The sequence below is a fragment of the Sorangium sp. So ce375 genome (genome assembly GCF_051473855.1).
Taxonomy (GTDB): domain Bacteria; phylum Myxococcota_A; class Polyangia; order Polyangiales; family Polyangiaceae; genus Sorangium.
Map to the genome: position 1 here is coordinate 7,699,615 of NZ_CP150335.1, position 17,169 is coordinate 7,716,783.

14 protein-coding genes are annotated in these 17,169 nt (G+C 70.7%); 9 read left to right on the forward strand and 5 right to left on the reverse strand.

Annotated features, from left to right (window positions below):
- The first annotated feature begins 171 nt into the window (after positions 1–171).
- The 7 genes from WME90_RS28420 (at position 172) to WME90_RS28450 (ending at position 7,564) form a co-directional block, all read left to right on the forward strand.
- Positions 172–1,125, forward strand: coding sequence for a lipase family alpha/beta hydrolase (locus WME90_RS28420; RefSeq protein WP_437275153.1), 954 nt, complete (start codon positions 172–174; stop codon positions 1,123–1,125).
- Positions 1,125–1,466, forward strand: a complete 342-nt coding sequence (locus tag WME90_RS28425; protein WP_437275154.1) for a hypothetical protein — start codon at positions 1,125–1,127, stop codon at positions 1,464–1,466. Before WME90_RS28420 ends, WME90_RS28425 begins: the two co-directional genes overlap by 1 nt.
- An 88-nt stretch (positions 1,467–1,554) precedes the next feature.
- Entirely contained in the window at positions 1,555–1,926 is a 372-nt protein-coding gene (locus WME90_RS28430; protein WP_437275155.1) for a hypothetical protein, read from the forward strand.
- Between the two features lie 26 nt (positions 1,927–1,952).
- Entirely contained in the window at positions 1,953–2,465 is a 513-nt protein-coding gene (locus WME90_RS28435; protein ID WP_437275156.1) for a hypothetical protein, read from the forward strand.
- Positions 2,466–2,652: 187 nt separating this feature from the next.
- The gene (locus WME90_RS28440) at positions 2,653–3,714 is read left to right on the forward strand and encodes an alpha/beta fold hydrolase (RefSeq protein WP_437275157.1); all 1,062 of its coding nucleotides are present in this window, start codon (positions 2,653–2,655) and stop codon (positions 3,712–3,714) included.
- A gap of 630 nt (positions 3,715–4,344) precedes the next feature.
- On the forward strand, positions 4,345–6,051 hold the full coding sequence (locus tag WME90_RS28445; protein ID WP_437275158.1) for a DUF1592 domain-containing protein: 1,707 nt from the start codon (positions 4,345–4,347) through the stop codon (positions 6,049–6,051).
- 4 nt (positions 6,052–6,055) lie between these two features.
- Positions 6,056–7,564, forward strand: coding sequence for a DUF1552 domain-containing protein (locus WME90_RS28450; protein ID WP_437275159.1), 1,509 nt, complete (start codon positions 6,056–6,058; stop codon positions 7,562–7,564).
- Positions 7,565–7,568: 4 nt separating this feature from the next.
- Here the strand turns inward: WME90_RS28450 and WME90_RS28455 are convergent, their stop codons facing one another.
- From WME90_RS28455 to WME90_RS28465, 3 genes are all read right to left on the reverse strand, one after another.
- Complete coding sequence (locus WME90_RS28455) at positions 7,569–8,498, reverse strand: YkgJ family cysteine cluster protein (RefSeq protein ID WP_437275160.1); 930 nt, start codon at positions 8,496–8,498, stop codon at positions 7,569–7,571.
- 267 nt (positions 8,499–8,765) lie between these two features.
- A complete protein-coding gene (locus tag WME90_RS28460) occupies positions 8,766–10,238 on the reverse strand; it encodes a protein adenylyltransferase SelO (RefSeq protein ID WP_437275161.1) in 1,473 nt (490 codons plus the stop codon).
- The gene (locus tag WME90_RS28465) at positions 10,235–10,732 is read right to left on the reverse strand and encodes a DUF1552 domain-containing protein (protein ID WP_437275162.1); all 498 of its coding nucleotides are present in this window, start codon (positions 10,730–10,732) and stop codon (positions 10,235–10,237) included. The genes WME90_RS28460 and WME90_RS28465 overlap by 4 nt, the downstream gene beginning before the upstream one ends.
- A gap of 296 nt (positions 10,733–11,028) precedes the next feature.
- On the opposite strand from WME90_RS28465, the gene WME90_RS28470 reads away from it, so the two are divergent.
- A complete protein-coding gene (locus WME90_RS28470) occupies positions 11,029–12,885 on the forward strand; it encodes a vWA domain-containing protein (RefSeq protein ID WP_437275163.1) in 1,857 nt (618 codons plus the stop codon).
- Between the two features lie 133 nt (positions 12,886–13,018).
- Here WME90_RS28470 and WME90_RS28475 read toward each other — a convergent pair whose 3' ends face one another.
- Entirely contained in the window at positions 13,019–13,939 is a 921-nt protein-coding gene (locus WME90_RS28475) for a LysR family transcriptional regulator (RefSeq protein WP_437275164.1), read from the reverse strand.
- 226 nt (positions 13,940–14,165) lie between these two features.
- Between WME90_RS28475 and WME90_RS28480 the strand changes: the two genes are divergently transcribed.
- Positions 14,166–14,621, forward strand: coding sequence for a DoxX family protein (locus WME90_RS28480; RefSeq protein WP_437275165.1), 456 nt, complete (start codon positions 14,166–14,168; stop codon positions 14,619–14,621).
- Positions 14,622–14,648: 27 nt separating this feature from the next.
- Here the strand turns inward: WME90_RS28480 and WME90_RS28485 are convergent, their stop codons facing one another.
- Entirely contained in the window at positions 14,649–17,039 is a 2,391-nt protein-coding gene (locus WME90_RS28485; protein ID WP_437275166.1) for a substrate-binding domain-containing protein, read from the reverse strand.
- Between the last annotated feature and the right edge of the window lie 130 nt (positions 17,040–17,169).

Genomic DNA, 17,169 nt, shown 5'->3' on the forward strand with positions numbered 1-17,169 from the left:
ATCTCGCGCGCGTGGCCGCGGTCGACGCCTGGATCGCGCAGCCGGATCGGAGGCTGTCGTGTTCACTCGGCTATCTCCCCGGCGCTCCGTGACGAGGGCCGCCGTCCGGCGCAGCGCGGCCCGGCGTCGCCTCCGGCGCCGATCCGTGCCAGGATGCGGCCGGATCGTCGCATGGGAAACCACCTGGAGCTGGTCGTCGGCGTGCTCAACGGGGTCCTCGGGGACTACCTGAAGCGGACCAGCAACGGCCTTGCGACCGCGATGCAGTTCGTCCGCGACGGGCGCCCCGTGCCGCTTGCCAGGGCATTTCCCGAGGCCGCCTCTGCCCAGGCCATGCCCCGCGTCGTCGTGCTCGTGCACGGGCTGATGAGCACCGAGGCCGTCTGGACGATGCCGGACGGCGAGACGTACGGCTCGCTCCTTGCGCGCGACCTCGGGTACACGCCGCTCTATGTGCGGTACAACAGCGGCCTCCGTATCTCCGAGAACGGCGAAGCCCTGGATGTCCTCCTCGAGCAGCTCGTCTGCGCCTATCCTGTTGCCGTGGAGGAGCTGGTCCTCATCGGCCACAGCATGGGCGGCCTCGTCGCGCGCAGCGCCGCGCACGCGGCGAGCGACAAGGATCGAAGGTGGCTGCCCCTCGTCAAGCGGGCCTTCTATCTCGGCACACCGCACCTCGGCGCCCCGCTGGAGCGCTTTGGCAACGTGGTCACGTGGGCGCTCGCGAGCATCGACAATCCGTATACGAAGCTCATCGCCGACATCGTCAACCTCCGCAGCGGTGGGATGAAGGACCTCGCCTATGCCTATCTCCGCCGTGAGGACTGGGAGGGCGCCAGCGCGAACGCCCTGCTCCAGAATCGCCGCCATCCCGTGCCCCTGCTCCCCCACATTCGCCATCATCTCATCGCCGGCGCGCTCACGGCCGACCCGAGGCTCTCCCTCCTGTTCGGGGACGCGATGGTCTCGCTGCGGAGCGCCACGGGGCGGGCGGTCGCCGAGGACCGGTGCTCGCCCTTCCCTCAAGAGCACGCGCGGATCATGCCGTCGCTCGGACACCTGCGCCTGGCCCACGACCCGGGCGTCTACGCGCAGATCCGCGCGTGGTGCGAGGAGGCGGTGTGATGGACAGGTGGCGCGGCTTGAAGGACCTCGTGCAGGACGCGGTCGAGCACGGCTCCCGGAGCGTGGAGCGCCTCCAGAAGCACGCGGCGAAGCTGCCCTTCGACCTGCTGGAGCAGATTCCCCCGATCAAGGCGCCCGTGAGGGGGATCCGGCTCATCCACGATACGACGCTGTCCGGCGTCCACGGGGCGATCCGCCTCGTCAACCGCGCCGTGGGGGGTGCGGTGGATGTGGTCCTCTTTCTCGTGGAGCAGAAGGCACGGCCGGCGGAGGCGCCGACCGACAGCGCGGGCGCCACGCCGGACGCGCCCTCCGGGAGTCCGGACGACAAGGTGATTTGAGGTCGGCGATGAGAGGACACGCCGCTGCTCCTGTCACTCGATACCCGACCCGCTTGCCGGCGCGCCCGCGGCGTGCTTCATCGAGCGCGTGACGACGGGGTTCTTCGAGGCACGTGGCTTTCGTTTTCGGCTCGATCGCGAGGGGGCCGAGGTGAGCGCGGGGCCGGCGCGCGCGGTCCAGGCCACGATCGAGCCCGACGAGGCGGGCCTCGGCGGGGATGAGCCGCTGGCCGAGCTCCTGGGCCGCCGGCTGACTGCGCTGCTCGGCGTGCCGGTGAGCGACGAGGAGGGGATCTTCGACCTGGCGGTCGAGCGCGATGGGGCCGTGGTCGCGGCCGTACAGCTCTCGTGCGGCGAGGACGACGAGGACGTGCTCGAGCTGCTGGGCGAGCGGTCGCCCTCTCTGCCGGTGAGCGCGCTGGTCGAGGCGCTCGTCGAAGCGCTGCGGGGCCCGGAGTGACGCCGGCCGCGGCGCGCCAGCATGGCGTGTCGGTCCAGGTGAAGCCGATCGAGGACGGGTTCCTCGTTCCGCCCGGACATCCGGGAGCGGGTGAGATCACGCCGGGCCGCTTCGTCATGCTCCCGGTCCCAGGCGTCGAGCACGGCGCCCAGTTCTTTCGATACACCGCGGCGCTCCAGGGCGACTCCCACGCCATTGAGCTCTTCGTCCTGATCGCCACACCTGGAGGCGATCCGTCAGCCGCCCATCGAGCGCTCCCCCACCTCGAGCGCGCGTTCCCGGCCGCGGCGGTCGCCCTGCTGCTCGATGCTCGGACCGGCTGGGCTCGGGCCAGGGTCTCTGCGCTCAGGGATCCAGGCCGCAGCGAGCTCGCTGCCGGCTGCGTGGCCGCCGTCCTCGCCGGCGCGAGCTGGGACGAGTCCGACCCCATCCTCGTGGAGCTGGACGAGGAGCGCTTTGCCGTGAGCCTCGTCCACGAGAGCGAGCTATGGCGCGCGGTTGTTCGAGCTCAAACGGCTCCGTCATCAAGCCCCTCGTGACGCTCCAGCCTGGGCCTCAGGCGCACGCCGCTCCCGCGCCTGTCGCTTGACCCCGCTCCGAACGGACCGCCGCCGCGATCCGCGCGGCGAGTCGTCCACTCCCACCGAAAACGAGACCGGCTTTGAGCGGACGCCGGACGAGCGGGAACACAGGGATCGGACGCGTGAGCCCGGAAAGAAGGTCGTCGTGTACGGCGTCTCCTACGGGACGACGCGCGCGCTGCGCTTCCTGCAGGCGCACCCCGGCGGGGCCGACGCCGTCATCCTCGACTCGGTCGCGTCGCCGGGCGCGCAGTACCTGTCTCGGTACGATACGCAGTTCGATCCGGTAGCGAGGGATCTGTCCGAGGTCTGCGCGGCCGATCCGGTGTGCGGGGCGAAGCTCGGCCCCGAGCCCTGGGCGAAGCTCGACGCGCTCTTCGGCAAGCTCACGGCAGGCCACTGCGCGCAGCTCGGCGCCGACGTCGCGCTGTTCGCGTCCGTCGCGCCGCTCTTCGTGCAAGCCCGCAGCCTGCGGGCGCACCTCTTCCCGCTCGCCTACCGCATCGACCGCTGCGAGCCGGCCGACGTGGAGGTGGTCGGCCATTACATGCAGACGCTGCTCGACCTGCTGTCGCAGACCGGCGGAGGCGAGCCGCGGAGCTCGGTCATCCTGGGCACCCACGTGGCCCTCTCCGAGCTGTGGGAAGAGCCGGCCCCTACCCCGGCCGAGCTCCAGGCGCGCTGCGATGCGCAGCGCTTCTGCCCGCGGGAGGCGCAGGCGCTCGGCCCTCTCTACGAGGCCTGGCCGCGTTATCCTCACGACCGGTTCTGGAGCGGATGGCCGACCTCCACCGTGCCCATCCTGGCGATGAACGGCCAGCTCGACCCGCAGACGCCCATCGGCCTGGCGGAGCTCTCGGCCGACAGGCTCACCGCGCCCCATCGGACGTTCGTGGCGGTGCCCTGGAGCTCGCACGGCGTCGCGTTCGAATCCCCGGTGAAGACCGCCGGCGCGGCGCCGTGCGGTACACAGATGATGGCGGGATTCATCGCGGCCCCCGAGGCTCCCATCGACACGACGTGCCTCGACGACCTCGTACCCGTGACGTGGGACGAGGATCCGGCCGTGATCGAGGTGCTCTTCGGCGCCACGGACATGTGGGAAAACAAGGCTTCGCCCGCCCCCGAACGGCGAGCAGCGGCGCCGATCGACTGGGCGGCCGTCGCGCGCCTCGCGCGTGACACGGCGCGCTGGCTCGGGCGGTAAGGGAGCCCCCTCCCCCGGAGGGCGTACGCGTCAACAAAGCTTCGCGCCGCGTTCTCTTGCACCCGAACGACAACGTGAACGCTCACATGACCATAATCATGGTCATCAACGGTGGTATGTGAACGCTCACGAGCACGAATATGGCCATGTGAACGATCACATTGATGGCCGATGAGGATGAAGGGGGGGCTTCGTGCCCTGAGCGTGACCGAACGAGCTTGGTTAACGCCTATGCCCCCGGGGGGCGGCGGCGCAGCTGTACAGCTCGACAAGCACGCTATCACCAAGCTGGACATGGCGACTCGCCGCGAGCCTTCCGTTCCGGCCGCTGCCTAACGCGGCCACAGCCGATAGGCGGCGGCGTGTTTTGACGCTGACGCGAGGCGCCGCGGGGCGCGCACGGTGAACATCAAAATGTTCTCGCGTGCCTTTGATGAAAAATTAGAGCAGCAATCGCAGAAAAATGAGAGTCCTCGTGAACACAGCATTGCACCTCATCCAATCTACATGAGAGGATGTGGACGCGGGGAGCAGGGCATCAACCGACCTTCGCATGTCGGCCGCAAAAGACGCCCTCGCTGCCGCTACCTGGGTTCTTTGAGCTAGAACATAACACCTGAGGTGATTGCGATGCACACGTGGAGGAGCGGCATCATCGTCGCCACCGCGTTCGCGGCTGGCTGTGTGGGCTCCGTAGGAGGTGATCCGACCGACTCGGAAGGAGGGCAGAACCCCACCGGGGGCACGGACGGTACGCCGAACGGCCCAGGTGGAATCGGCGCGTGCAAGCCCGGGATCGCGCCGACGTCGCAGATCCGGCGCCTGACGAACGCGCAGTACGACAGGACGGTCCGCGATCTGCTGGGCGTCACGGCGCTGACGGCCTCAGGCAACGTGGCGCCGTCGACGCTGCTGGCGACGGACCAGGCAGGGAGCCTCACGGATCTGGGCTGGAGCGCCTACAGGTCCGTGGCCGAGATGGTCGCCGCCCAGGTGATGGCGGACCCCGCGCTCAAGAAAAACTTCCTGAAGTGCACGCCCAGCGGCGACGGCGCCGCGTGTTTGCACGACACGATCGTCGAGTTCGGGCGGCGCGCCTTCCGCCGGCCGCTGACGGAGGCGGAGGTGGCGAGGTTCGACACGATCGTGTCCAAGGGGCGGGAGATCACCGCAAGCGGAGCTCCGGAGGAGGTCGCGGAGGCGCTGCTGTTCATGTTCCTGATCTCCCCCACGTTCATCCAGCGCGCGGAGATCACGGAGACGTCCGACGGCGCCGACGGGTTCACCCTCTCGAACCACGAGGTCGCGTCGCGCCTATCTTACATGCTCTGGGGAACGATCCCCGACGATGCGCTGAACCAGGCCGCCGATCAGGGAAAGCTGTCGACCGCAGAGCAGGTCCTGACGCAGGCCAAGCGGATGCTGGAGGACCCGAGGGCCCGGCAGATGGTGGGCGCCTTCCATCGATACTACCTGGAGCTGGGGCCGAACACGCGCTGGGACTCGGCGCAGCGGGACACGACCGTGTTCCCCATGTTCGATCGCGCGCTCATTCCGATCATGGCGGAGGAGACCGAGCGCTTCTTCGATCATCTGGTCTTCACGCGCGGCGGGACGTTCCAGGAGTTCCTCACCAGCCCGGTCGCCTTCGTGAACGCGGCGACCGCGCCGCTCTACGGGCTCGATGCCGCCCAGTTCGGGACCGAGCTCGAGGAGGTGTCCCTCGACCCGGCGCAGCGGCCGGGGTTCCTGACGCGGGTGGGCTTCCTCAACGCGTACTCGTCGTACAACCGCACCTCGCCGATCCTCCGGGGTGTGTTCATCACCAAGGACGTGCTCGGCATCGACCCGGGCACCCCACCTCCCGGCGCGCTCGAGACGCCGCTGCCCGAAGGGGACGATCTCGACACGAACCGAAAGCGCGTGGACGCGCAGACGGCGGGCGCCAGCTGCGCGGGGTGCCACCACAACTTCATCAACCCGCCGGGCTTCGTGATGGAGGCGTTCGACGCCGTGGGGACGTGGCAGACGAAAGAGGCGTTGACCGGCGCGCTCATCGACACGGTCGCGGACGTGCACATCGACGACGGGCAGCCCGTGAGGGTCACGAGCCCGGCCGACCTGATGGCGAAGCTCGCGGTCTCCTCGAGCGCGCAGCGCCAGTACGCGCAGAAGTGGGTCTCGTACGCCTACGAGCGCGACGGCCACCCGCTGGACTCGTGCACGGTGAGGGACCTGAGCGCGAAGATCACGGCCGGGGGATACACGGTCCTCAATCTCGTCACGGACCTCACACAGTCTCCGTCGTTCCGAACCCGAGCCATCGAACTGGAGTAAGCGAATGAAGCGCAGAGTCTTCCTGAAGGGTGTCGCTGGCGCCGCTCTCGCGGCTCCGTTCCTGAGCTCCGTCCACGAGAGGGAGGTCAAGGCGCAGTCCGCGCCCCAGTCGTCGCCGCCCCGGCGCCTCGTGATCTTCTACACGCACAACGGGTGCCTCACCAACCGGTGGTTCCCCACCATCGAGAGCGGCGCCCTCACGGCCGAGCACATCAAGGGCACCACGCTGGCGGGGCTGACGCCGTTCGTGTCGAAGCTGCTGTTCCCGCGCGGCCTGAAGATGTTCAACTCCTACGCGGAGATCCAGAGCATCGACCCGCACGATCAGGCGATGGGGGGCAAGCTCACCTGCGCGCTGATCAGCGACGACAAGACGCGGTACGCGACGTCCCACTCGCTCGACCACGAGATCGCGAAGCAGATCAACCCTAACAAGGCGAGCCCGCTGGTGCTCTCGGTCGGCCCGTCGAGCAGCAGCATCAAGGAGGTGCTGTCCTTCTCGGCGCCCAACACCGCCTTCCCGGCCGTCGTCAACCCCAAGACGGTGTACCAGCAGCTCACCGGGCTGTTCGGGGGCGGGCAGGAGACGGAGGCCGACTACCGCGTCAAGCGCGGGCAGAGCGCCATCGATCTCGTCAAGGACGACCTCCAGAGCTACCAGCGGCTCAACATGAGCAAGTCCGACCAGCGCCGGATCAGCGACTGGCTCGATCTGCTCCGCAGCACGGAGCAGAGCGTCGCGCCCACGGCGTGCAACGACGCGACCGCGGCCAAGGTCGGCGTCACGGCCGCGGAGGTCGACGCGGCGAGCGCGGGCGGCGGGTTCGGCGCGGGCCTGGCCACCTCGTTCACGGCCGGCGGGGACATGATGATGAACCTCATGGCGCTGAGCATGATCTGCGACATGAACCGGTCGATGATCCTCGTGTATCCCGGCTACGTGACCTTCGACTGGGACGGCATCAACCACGACGCCGACCACCACGGCCTCTCGCACCGGAACGGCTCGTTCGCGGTGGGCGGGACGTGCAAGAACGGGGTGCTCGACATGATCGCGCAGATCGACGCCTGGTACGCGGCCAAGTACGTGCGGCTCGTCACCCTGCTCGACAGCATCTCGGAGGGCGATCGCACGCTGCTCGACAACACCGCCACGATGTGGCTCCCGGAGCTGGCCGACGGCAACGCCCACAACACGAACAACCTGCCGATCGTGATCGCGGGCAGCGCGGGGGGTTACCTCAAGCAGGGCCAGGTCGTGAACGTCGATGGGGGGAAGCTCGGCACCGGCAACAGCGAGGCGGACTGCACGGGCGGCGACACGAGCGTCGGCTTCGGCACGGGCTCGAACACCGGCAACGTCCCGATCAACAAGCTCTACGTGACGCTGATGAACGCCGTCGGGTGCAAGGCGGCAGACGGTGGGCCCGTCACGGAGTTTGGCAAACTCGACAGCAGGGACGCTCAGGCCGGCATCACAAAGCCGGGAGAGATCACCGCGCTCAAGGCCTGAGCGTTCACGGATCCCGGCCGGGCGCGAGACCCACCGCTTCGAGGAGCTCGCTCTGGCCGGGATCCGTCGCCTGGTCGGCGCCGCGCGCCGACTCGAACGGGCGCTCCCCGCGGATCCACGCGTCGGCGAGCGAGTCCGGTCCGTTCAGGAGCAGGTGCACGGCCGCCGTCAGCTCCAGGGGGCGCATGTCGAGCCGGAAGAGCTCGGAGAGGCTGAGCTGCAGGCCGGCGCTGATGGCGTGGACGGCGCGAATGGGCTCCATGAACGAACGGCCCCCCACGCCGCGCGCCAGGAACGCGGCGCGCGCCTCGGGGTCGCGCAGCCTGGTCGCGCACTCCCCGGCGTCGAGCGAGTTCATTCCTCGACAGGAGAGCGGTCGAACCTCGTAGATCGAGCACCGCCCCGACCGCAGGAAGGGGCATGGGTGATCCGGCGAAAACCGCTCTGCGGACGTCAGGCCCCGCGTCCTGTCGTGACACCCGGACACGTGCTGAGCCACGCGCGCGAGCTCGGCGTCCGACAGCGTCGCCCTGAGGTGGTCGGCGATCGCGAGCGCCTCCGGCGGCGTGACCCCGACCGAGTGATAACAACAGTGATCGCAGCCCGCCCTGCACGCCACCGCGCCATCGGGCGCGCGCGCCAGCAGCCCCGCCGCGAGCCGCGACGTGGCCGCCATCGCGTCCCGCGCCAGCTCGACCGCGGCGTCCACGCTCGGCTCCCCGCGCAGGACGGCATAGGCCGTGTTGGCCGCGGCCGCCGCGATGTCGTTCTGCCACGCCTCCCGGAACACCGGGCTCCTGAGCGCCACGCGCTCATTGCCGCTCGCGGGGTCGCGAAGGACCGTGAGATGCACGCGACCCGCGCCGTCCTTGCGGGCGTCCCGCCGGCCCTTTTTCCCTGACGCGGGGCGCGGCTTGCCTTTCCTCTGACTCATGGTGGCCGGTTCCTGGAGCGTGATTGCCGCCCGAGCGCTCGAAGAAATGATGGTTTATCACACGGCCGAAATGTCCGCCAGACCTCCCCTCGTCGACGATAGATTACGACCGACTCCTTGAAGAGAGAAACCGCAAGGGCGCAAGGGGCGCAAGGATCAGAGACGAGATATTTTCTTTCCTTCCCTTGCGTCCCTTGCGCCCTTGCGGTTTCTCTTCCCTTCTGTTGATTTCCTCGGAACTCCGACGAGATCGGTGCTCAAGGGCAGTCAGGTACCGCAGAACGTGTATTGCACGCGCTCGTCAAGCTGCGGGGGCTCGCTCAGATGGGCGTTCTCCGGCTGATCGTCGTACGGCCGCTCGAGCACCCGCACCAGCGTCTCGAACGGCTCGAAGTCGTCGCGAAGGACGGCCGCCTGGATGAGCTCCTCGATCCGGTGATTGCGCGGGATGAACGCGGGGTTGACGAGCCGCATCGCGCTCGCACGCGCCTCGGGATCGAGCTCCTCCCGGGCGAGCCGCCGGCGCCACGCCTCGGCCCAGTCGCGGAAGGCGCCGGGCTCCGCGAACAGGGCGGCCACCTGCGCGTCGGCCGCTGGATCGGCCGCTGACGCGCAGAGCCGGCGAAAGAAGACCGTGTAATCGACGCCGTTCGACGCGAGGCGCTCCAGCAGATCCGCGGCGAGCGCGAGATCCCCCTCCTCCTCGCGCGCGAGCCCGAGCTTCGCGCGCAGGACGCGCCCGTGCGCCGCGACGAAGAGCGCCGAGAAGCGCTCCACGCGCTCGGTCGCGAGGCGGACGGCCTCCTCCTCGCCCTCGGCCAGGAGCGGCAGGAGCGCCTCGGCGAGCCGCGCCATGTTCCACTGGGCGATGCGCGGCTGGTTCCCGAAGGCGTAACGGCCGCCCCGATCGATCGAGCTGAACTTCTTCGCGGGATCGTACTCGTCGAGGAACGCGCACGGCCCGTAATCGATGGTCTCCCCGGAGATCGACGTGTTGTCGGTGTTCATCACGCCGTGCACGAAGCCGACGCCGAGCCAGCACGCGACCAGGCTCGCCTGCGCCTCGACGACGCGCTCGAGCAGCGCCAGCGCGTCGTTGCCGCTGCCCATTGCGTCGGGGTAGTGCCGGGAGAGCGCGTACGAAGCGAGCGTGGCCAGCGCCTCGCGGTCGTCCCGCGCGGCGAAGAACTGGAACGTGCCCACGCGGATGTGGCTCGCGGCGACTCGCGTGAGCACCGCGCCGGGGAGCACCTCCTCGCGATAGACCGGCTCGCCCGTCGTCACCGCGGCGAGCGCGCGCGTCGTCGGCACGCCGAGCGCCGCCATCGCCTCGCTCACGACGTACTCCCGCAGCACCGGCCCGAGCGCGGCGCGCCCGTCTCCGCCCCGCGAGAACGGCGTCCGCCCCGCGCCCTTGAGCTGCAGGTCGCGCCGCTTGCCGTCCCTGCCCACGATCTCGCCGAGCAGGATGGCCCGGCCGTCCCCGAGCTGGGTCACGAAGCTGCCGAATTGGTGCCCCGCGTACGCGAGCGCGATCGGCTCCGCGCCCTCGGGCAGCGTGTTGCCCGCGAGCGCCTCCGCCCCCTCCGCCGAGGCGAGCTGCTCCGCGTCGAGCCCGAGCACCTCCGCGAGCGCGCGGTTGACCTTCACGACGCGCGGCGAGCGGACCCGGGCCGGGGAGACGCGCGCGTGGAAGCGGTCGGGGAGGCGCGCGTAGGTGTTGTCGAACGGGAGCTTCATCGGCGAACCTTACGCGCGGAGGTGCCGCTGCTCAAGCCGCCGGGAGATCCCGTCGCCGGGCCGCGCCACGACGCCGCGCCCGCTCTCCTCGCACCGCTCGGGAGGGGCCCGGGGCGATGAGCCTGGCCCGCTACCTGTCCAAGGCCCGCGCCGACACCCCTGTCGCCCCCCGGCGATCCAGAGCTGCGCGCCCGGATGCCGCGGGGCATCAGGAGCTTGGACGCGAAGGGGGCAAGGTGCTTGAGCGTCGTCGCCTCGTAATCGGCGGCGGTCAACTGGCCATGGGACTTCGCCGGAAACCATCGGTTCGTCAGGCAGCCAAAGTGCGTGAACAACACGATCAGGCGCCTCGGACTCTCGGCGCCGCTCGACTGCGCCTTCGCTACGCGCGCCGCGACAGAGCCCAAGAAAGGTGCCCCAGGAAGGACACCGGCAAGGACGGCGACGGCCGCAAGCCAGCGCGGGTGGAGCACGGCACTCTCGAACACACGCACGGCGCGGGAGGGTACACCGCGCCACCGTCCGCGGCGGCCTCACGGTCATCGCCGTGCGCTTCTCGAGCGCGATCTCCGACCGCATGGCTCATCCGCGTGGCCCGGAGCCATGAGGACGCTCCGGCGCGCCGCCATCGCCCGCGCACCGCCGACGCGCCCTCGCACATTGGCACACCTCGAACCGATTCAGGCCAAGATGCGCCGAACACCGTGGCGCAACGAGGTGTCATCTTCGGAATGATTGATGATTTTCCTGGCATCCCCCGTGCGAGAGCGCCTGGCCCGTGGAGGTGTTCATGGCACAGTTTCAGCGTACAGCGCTCGCTCTCCTCATCCCCGCCTCGTTGTCGATCGCCTGCTCTTCCTCGGGCGAGGCACCACCGCACGAGCCGCTCCAGCTGGGCGAGGCGCCGGCCGCGATCTGCGGCGGCGGCGCGACCCGCGAGGGGGACGGCTCCGGCCGCGATCCGGTGGCGGGCGGGGGCAGCACGGGCGCGGGCTCGAGCGGGATCGGCACCGGCGCGGGCTCGAGCGGGGGCTCCTCGACCCCCACCCCCGACTTGCCGGGTGAGCCGCCCGTGGGGGAAGGAGGCGCCGGGGGCAGCGGCACCGGGGGCGGGTGCGCCGAGAGCGGGGCAGGCGGCGCCGGCGGGGCCGGCGACGACACCGGCGGGTGCGGTGACGAGGGCGGCAGCAGCGGATCGGCGGGCGGTGGCGCGGGAACGGCCGGAAGCGGCTCGACCGGCGTCGGCGGGGCGGCAGCGGACAGCGGCGCCGGGAGCTCGCGGCGCGCGGGGCCCCGGCTCGCCCCGCAGGCCAGCGGCGGCTCGTGCGCGGGGGTCGATCTCTCCACGCCGCTCACGCTGTACCTCTCTTCCGACGACTCGAACTCGATGGCCTCTCCGGTCATCGTCCGCCGCCAGATCGAGCGCGGCGCGGCACAGGTCGATCCCTATGTCGTCCGCACGCACGAGTTCCTCAACTACTACCGGTATTCGTTCGCGCCGGCCGAGCCGGGGGAGCTGTCGATCGTGTCGCAGCTCGGCTCCTGCGTGCTCTCGGGCGATCTCGCGCTCCAGATCGCGGTGCAGTCGAGCCGGGCGCCCGCCGCGCGCGAGCCCATGACGATCACGCTCGTGCTCGACACGTCAGGATCGATGTCGGGAGAGCCGATCGAGCTCGAGAGGGCGGCCGTCCGGGCCATCGCATCGACGCTCATCGAAGGCGACGTCGTGAACGCCGTCACGTGGAATACGGGGCAGAGCCCCGTGCTCGAAGGCCACGTCGCCTCGGGCCCGGACGACCCCGTGGTGCTCGAGGTCGCGAGCGCGATCGGCGCCGACGGAGGCACCGACCTGAACAGCGGCCTCGCCGCGGGCTACGCGCTCGCCAACGCGCACAGGACGGCGGGCGGCATCAACCGCGTCGTGCTGATCAGCGATGGACAGGCCAACGTGGGGGTGACCCAGGAAGAGCTCATCGGAGGGAACGCCGAGGACGCCGACGGAGAGGGCATCTACCTCGTCGGCGTCGGCGTCGGCGACGGCGTGAACGACACGCTCATGGACGTGGTCACCGACGCCGGCCGCGGCGCGTATGTCTATCTCGACAGCGCCGACGAGGCGAGGCGCGTCTTCGTCGACCGCTTCGCCGAGACGCTCCTCGTCGCCGCGCGCGACGTCAGGATCGAGCTGACGCTCCCGCCGTACTTCGGGATCCAGAAGTTCTACGGCGAGGAATACTCGCCTGATCCGACGAAGGTGCGCACGCAGCACCTCGCGCCGAACGACTCGATGATGCTGTATCAGATCCTCCACCCGTGCGACCCGTCGCTGCCGAGCGCGAACGACCCCTATCGGGTCCGCGTCACCTGGCATGACGCTGCGACCGGCGAGGCCAGGGAGGCCGTGCAGCAAACGACGCTCGGAGGGCTCGGGATCGACGACGGCAACCTCACGAAGGCCGCGGCGATCATCGCCTATGCCGAGGCCCTCAAGCAGCTCGTCGAGCTCGACGCAGGAGGGCGCGCGAGCGCGCTCTCGGCCGCCCGGGAGACCGCCCTCGCCGCGAACACCACGGGCGCGGACGCCGATCTGATCGAGATCGCGGCGACCCTCCAGAAGGTGATCGACAACCAGGCATCGAGCCCCTGAGCGCTCCCGCCGAGGCGAGCCGCGCGAGGCGAGGCGCGCGGCCGCCCCGGGGCGAACGACGGCGGCGCGCGGCGCGAGCCGACCGCGCCCGGGCGCACATGAAGATCGGGAGAAGGCCCATGCCGGCGCCCGCTCACGCGAGCCGCTTCACCCAGGCAAGGACGAAGTCGCGGAACACCGCCACGTTCCGCGGCACGTGCCGCGCGCTCGGATACACGATGTACAGCGTCCCGGCGCGCTGCGACCACTCCGGCAGCACGTGGACGAGGCGCCCGCTCGCCAGCTCGGGCGCGGCGAGGACGCGCGGGAGCGGTCCGATACCACCCCCCGCCCGGAGCACCGAGCGGATGAGCTGAAAATCGCCGGTCGCGATGCGCCCCGTCGCCATCGCGTCGCGCTCCGAGCGGGCGCCATCGACTGGCTGCTGGCCGCGCCGGGCGCTGGGAAGGAACACCACCCGCTCGTGGTCGGCGAGCTCGTCGAACGCGCGGGGCAGGCCGCGGCGCGCGAGGTACGCCGGAGCAGCGAAGAGCTGCACGTAGGAGTCGAGCAGCTTGCGCACGACCAGCGAGGAGTCCGGGAGCTCGCGCGTCGCCCGGAGCGCCACGTCGAAGCCCTCGCGCAGGAGGTCCACCCGGCGATTGGACATGTCGACCTCGACCGAGAGCAGCGGGTAACGCGCGCCGAACTCGACGAGCATCTCTCCGAGGAAAGACTCCCCTCCATCCGGGGGCGCGCTCAGCCGTATCATGCCCTGAGGCTGCCCCTGATACGCGTCCAGCGCCTGCGCCGCGTCGCGGAGACCGGCGATGTGGGGCGCGACGTCGCCGAAGAAGCGATGGCCCGCCTCGGTCAGCGCCACGGCGCGCGGCGATCGCTGGAGGAGCCGCACCTTCAGGCCGTCCTCCAGCCGCGTCACCGCGCGGCTCACCGTCGACTTCGGGACCCCGAGCTGCGCCGCCGCGGCGGTGAACGAGCCCAGCTCCGCCACCCTGGCGAACGCGGCGATCTCATCGAGCTGGGGCGCCCGGGCTGGCGCGCGAGGGCGGGGCATGCGAGGACCTCACTCTAGCGGGGAGCAGGTTCGCGCGCTACGGGCCCATCCGCAGAGTGAAGCTCGCCGCGGCGTACCTCCGCCGGTCGGAGGGCTCGCGCCAGGTTGCACCAACGCAACGCTGAGTTGAGCCGTTGCACGATAGCACCGTGCCTCGCGAGCGCGCATTAGGAGAGGCGTGGGCGCTCCGATCGGGAGAGCCCGCGACACCTCAGCGAGGCTCATCATGAACAACGTCAAGCGTTTCGCCCCGGCCGTCGCCCGCACCCTGCAAGGGCTCGTGTTCTTCGTGTTCGGGCTCAACGGCTTCTTGCAGTTCCTGCCCCAGCCCCCGGCGCCGGAGGCCGCGGCCAGCTTCGCGGGGGCGCTCGCGGCGACAGGGTACATGTTCCCGCTCATCAAGGGGACCGAGGTCGTCGCAGGCGCGCTGTTGCTCTCGAACCGCTACGTCCCGCTCGCGCTGGCGCTCCTCGCGCCCATCATCGTGAACATCGTCGCCTTCCACACCTTCCTCGCGCCGGGGAACCCGGTCGCGTGGTTCATCCTCGCCCTCGAGCTCTACCTCGCCTTCGCGTACCGCGCCGCGTTCCGCCCGATGCTCGCCGCGCGCGTCCACGCGGGCGGCGCCGCGAGCGCCGGCGCGGAGCGGAGCAAGCTCAGTCCGGTCGAGAGCGCGGCTTGAGCCGCCCACCCGGCGCGAGGGGGTGCTTCAGCCCTGATACAGGATGCGGCCGCCCGTCTTCGCCAGGGCGTACCGGAAGCCGCGCGCCAGGTTGACGTGCGTGACCATCGCGCCGAGGTCGAGGCCCTGGGCGACCATCATCTGCGCCGCCCCCGCGGTCACGCCGACAAGCACCGCCTCCGCGCCGAGGAGCGCGGCCGCCTGCGCCGCCCGGACGAGCTGGTTCGCCGCCTCGGCGTCGACCACCGCCATCCCCGTGACGTCGATCAACACCACCTGCGCGTCGTGCTCGTGGATCTCCTCGAGCAACGACGCGATGAAGCGGCTCGATCGCTGGGCATCCATCGTGCCCACCACGGGCATGACCAGGATTCCATCCGCGATCGGCACCACGGGGCTCGACAGCTCGTTGATCGTCCGGAGCATCGACTCCTGGAGCTGGTTGGCGCGCTCGAGCTCGATTGTCCGCTCGGAGATCCGGCCGAACAGCCGGGCATTCTCGATGGCGACCGCCGCGGTGCCGGCCACGCGCTCCAGGAACGCCACGTCGTCGCTCCCGCAAGCGTCCTCGCGCTCGCTGCTCAGGACGAGGACGCCGACCACGTTGCCCCGGGCCCGCAGCGGCACGCCGAGGATCGTCCGCGCGCCGGCGTGGCCACGGAGGAGGGAGGCGTCCTCGCGCCCGTCGTACCCGGCCGGATCGACGGCGAGCGGGCGGCCGGCATCGAGCACACGGCCCACCAGCGAGCGCGACGGAATGGTCGCGCGCTCCTCGATGGCGGACTCCCTGCGCGCCGAGAGGCCGATCAACAGCACATCGCTCTCGGGGCCGTCGGCCGCGGCGACATCGAGCCGCCGGCTCGCGACCCGGCGGGCCGTGTCGCGCTCGAGGTGATCGCTGAGCGTCGTGGACCACGGCGTGTACTCGAGGGTGATGCAATCGACGCCGGTATGGATGATGCGCGAGGCCGGCAGCCCCGCGAGCGTCGGCTCGACGCCCTGGGTGATCATCCGGTGGATGATCTCGGCGGCGCGATACCCCATGTCGTATTCGCGCTGCACGATCGTGGCGTGGATCATGCCCCGTCGGAGCAGCGCGACCGTCTCGGAGAAGAGATCGAACGCGACGATCTTGAGCTCTCCGCCCCTGCCGATCTCCCGCGCGGCGCGGCCCCAGGCCGGCCCGTTGCCGCCCGCCACCCCGAAGGCGCCAGCGATGTCCGGCCGCTGCCGGAGGGCCGCTCGCGCGAGCTCTGTCCCGAGCTCCTGGTCGTAGTCGCAGTCCTCGTAGGACGGCAGCACGGTGATGCCCGGCCCCTCCATCGCCGCGCAGAAGCCCTCGACGCGCTCCCGCGTGTTGATCGCGTGCTTCGTGGGCCGCTGCGGCGCCACGACCCCGCCGCCCGGCAGCAGCCGCCGCATCACCTCGCCCGCCAGCCTGCCCGCCGCCGCGTTGTCCGTGCCGATGTAAAGCGGCGCCCGGCTGCCCGGCGCCGGCGGCGTGTCGACGACGACCACCGGAATCCCCGCCTCCGCCGCCCGCCGGAACCCCTCTTCCGCGGCCTCGGGGTCGCCGGGAGCGATGATGATGCCGCTCACGCCCCGGCGGATGCCGTCCTCGAGGATCTCGCGCTGGCACCCCGGGCCATCGACGGGTCCGACCCGGAAATCCACGGAGAGGCCCAGGCCGCGCGCCGCGTCGACCGCGCCGTCACACAGGTTATGGAAGTACGTCGTTGGAGACGTCCGCGGGGCGCGGAACACCCGGCCGTCCAGATCGCCTCCGGCGGCAGCGCCCTCCCCGCCGCCCGCGTCCTCGACGAGCCACAGCTCCACCGAGGTCCATTGCTGGTCGATCTGCACGCTCTTGATGCCGTAGGCGAGCGTCTCGACCAGGTTGTGCGGCTTCACCGTGGTGCCTACCGCGTTCAGCACCTGCTCGAGCAGGCGAATCTCCTGCGCCAACCTCGCCTTCTCGTCATAGAGCCTGTTCCGCTCCAGCGCCGCCCCCGCGGCGTCCAGGAGCACCTCGAGCGTCGCCCGGCGCTCGCCCTCCGGAGGCGCGAGCGTCGCCTGCTCCAGGGCGAGGTAGCCGGCAGGTGCTCCCCGGACGACGACGGGCGCGACCAGCACACCTGCGTCGGCGGGCACGGCCCCCTCTGCCGCGATCGCGAGAGGCAGGTGCGATCCATACCACGCGTGTGCACGGACAACGCACATCCCGCGCGCCGCGTCGGGCGCAGCGCTCGGGGCGCGCGGGCCGCTCTCGCCGGCGAGGCCCGCGTCGGTTGGGAGGCTCACCCCTCGCGGAGCGAGCGAGTCGAACCCCTCGAGCACCCTGTAGACGAGGCGGCGGCCCTCGCACAGGAGCAGGCCGCCGCGCGGCGCCCGCGGCGCGATCCCCATGGCCCGTCGCACGATCTGCTGCAATGTCGCAAAGAGTTCCGGTCCATGGCGCATACGGGTCTTGCTCGATCCGCCGTCACGACGCGCGGCGAGGTGGTCCAGAAAGCGCGATGGAGCACAGGTCTGTCAAGGTCGATCTGCC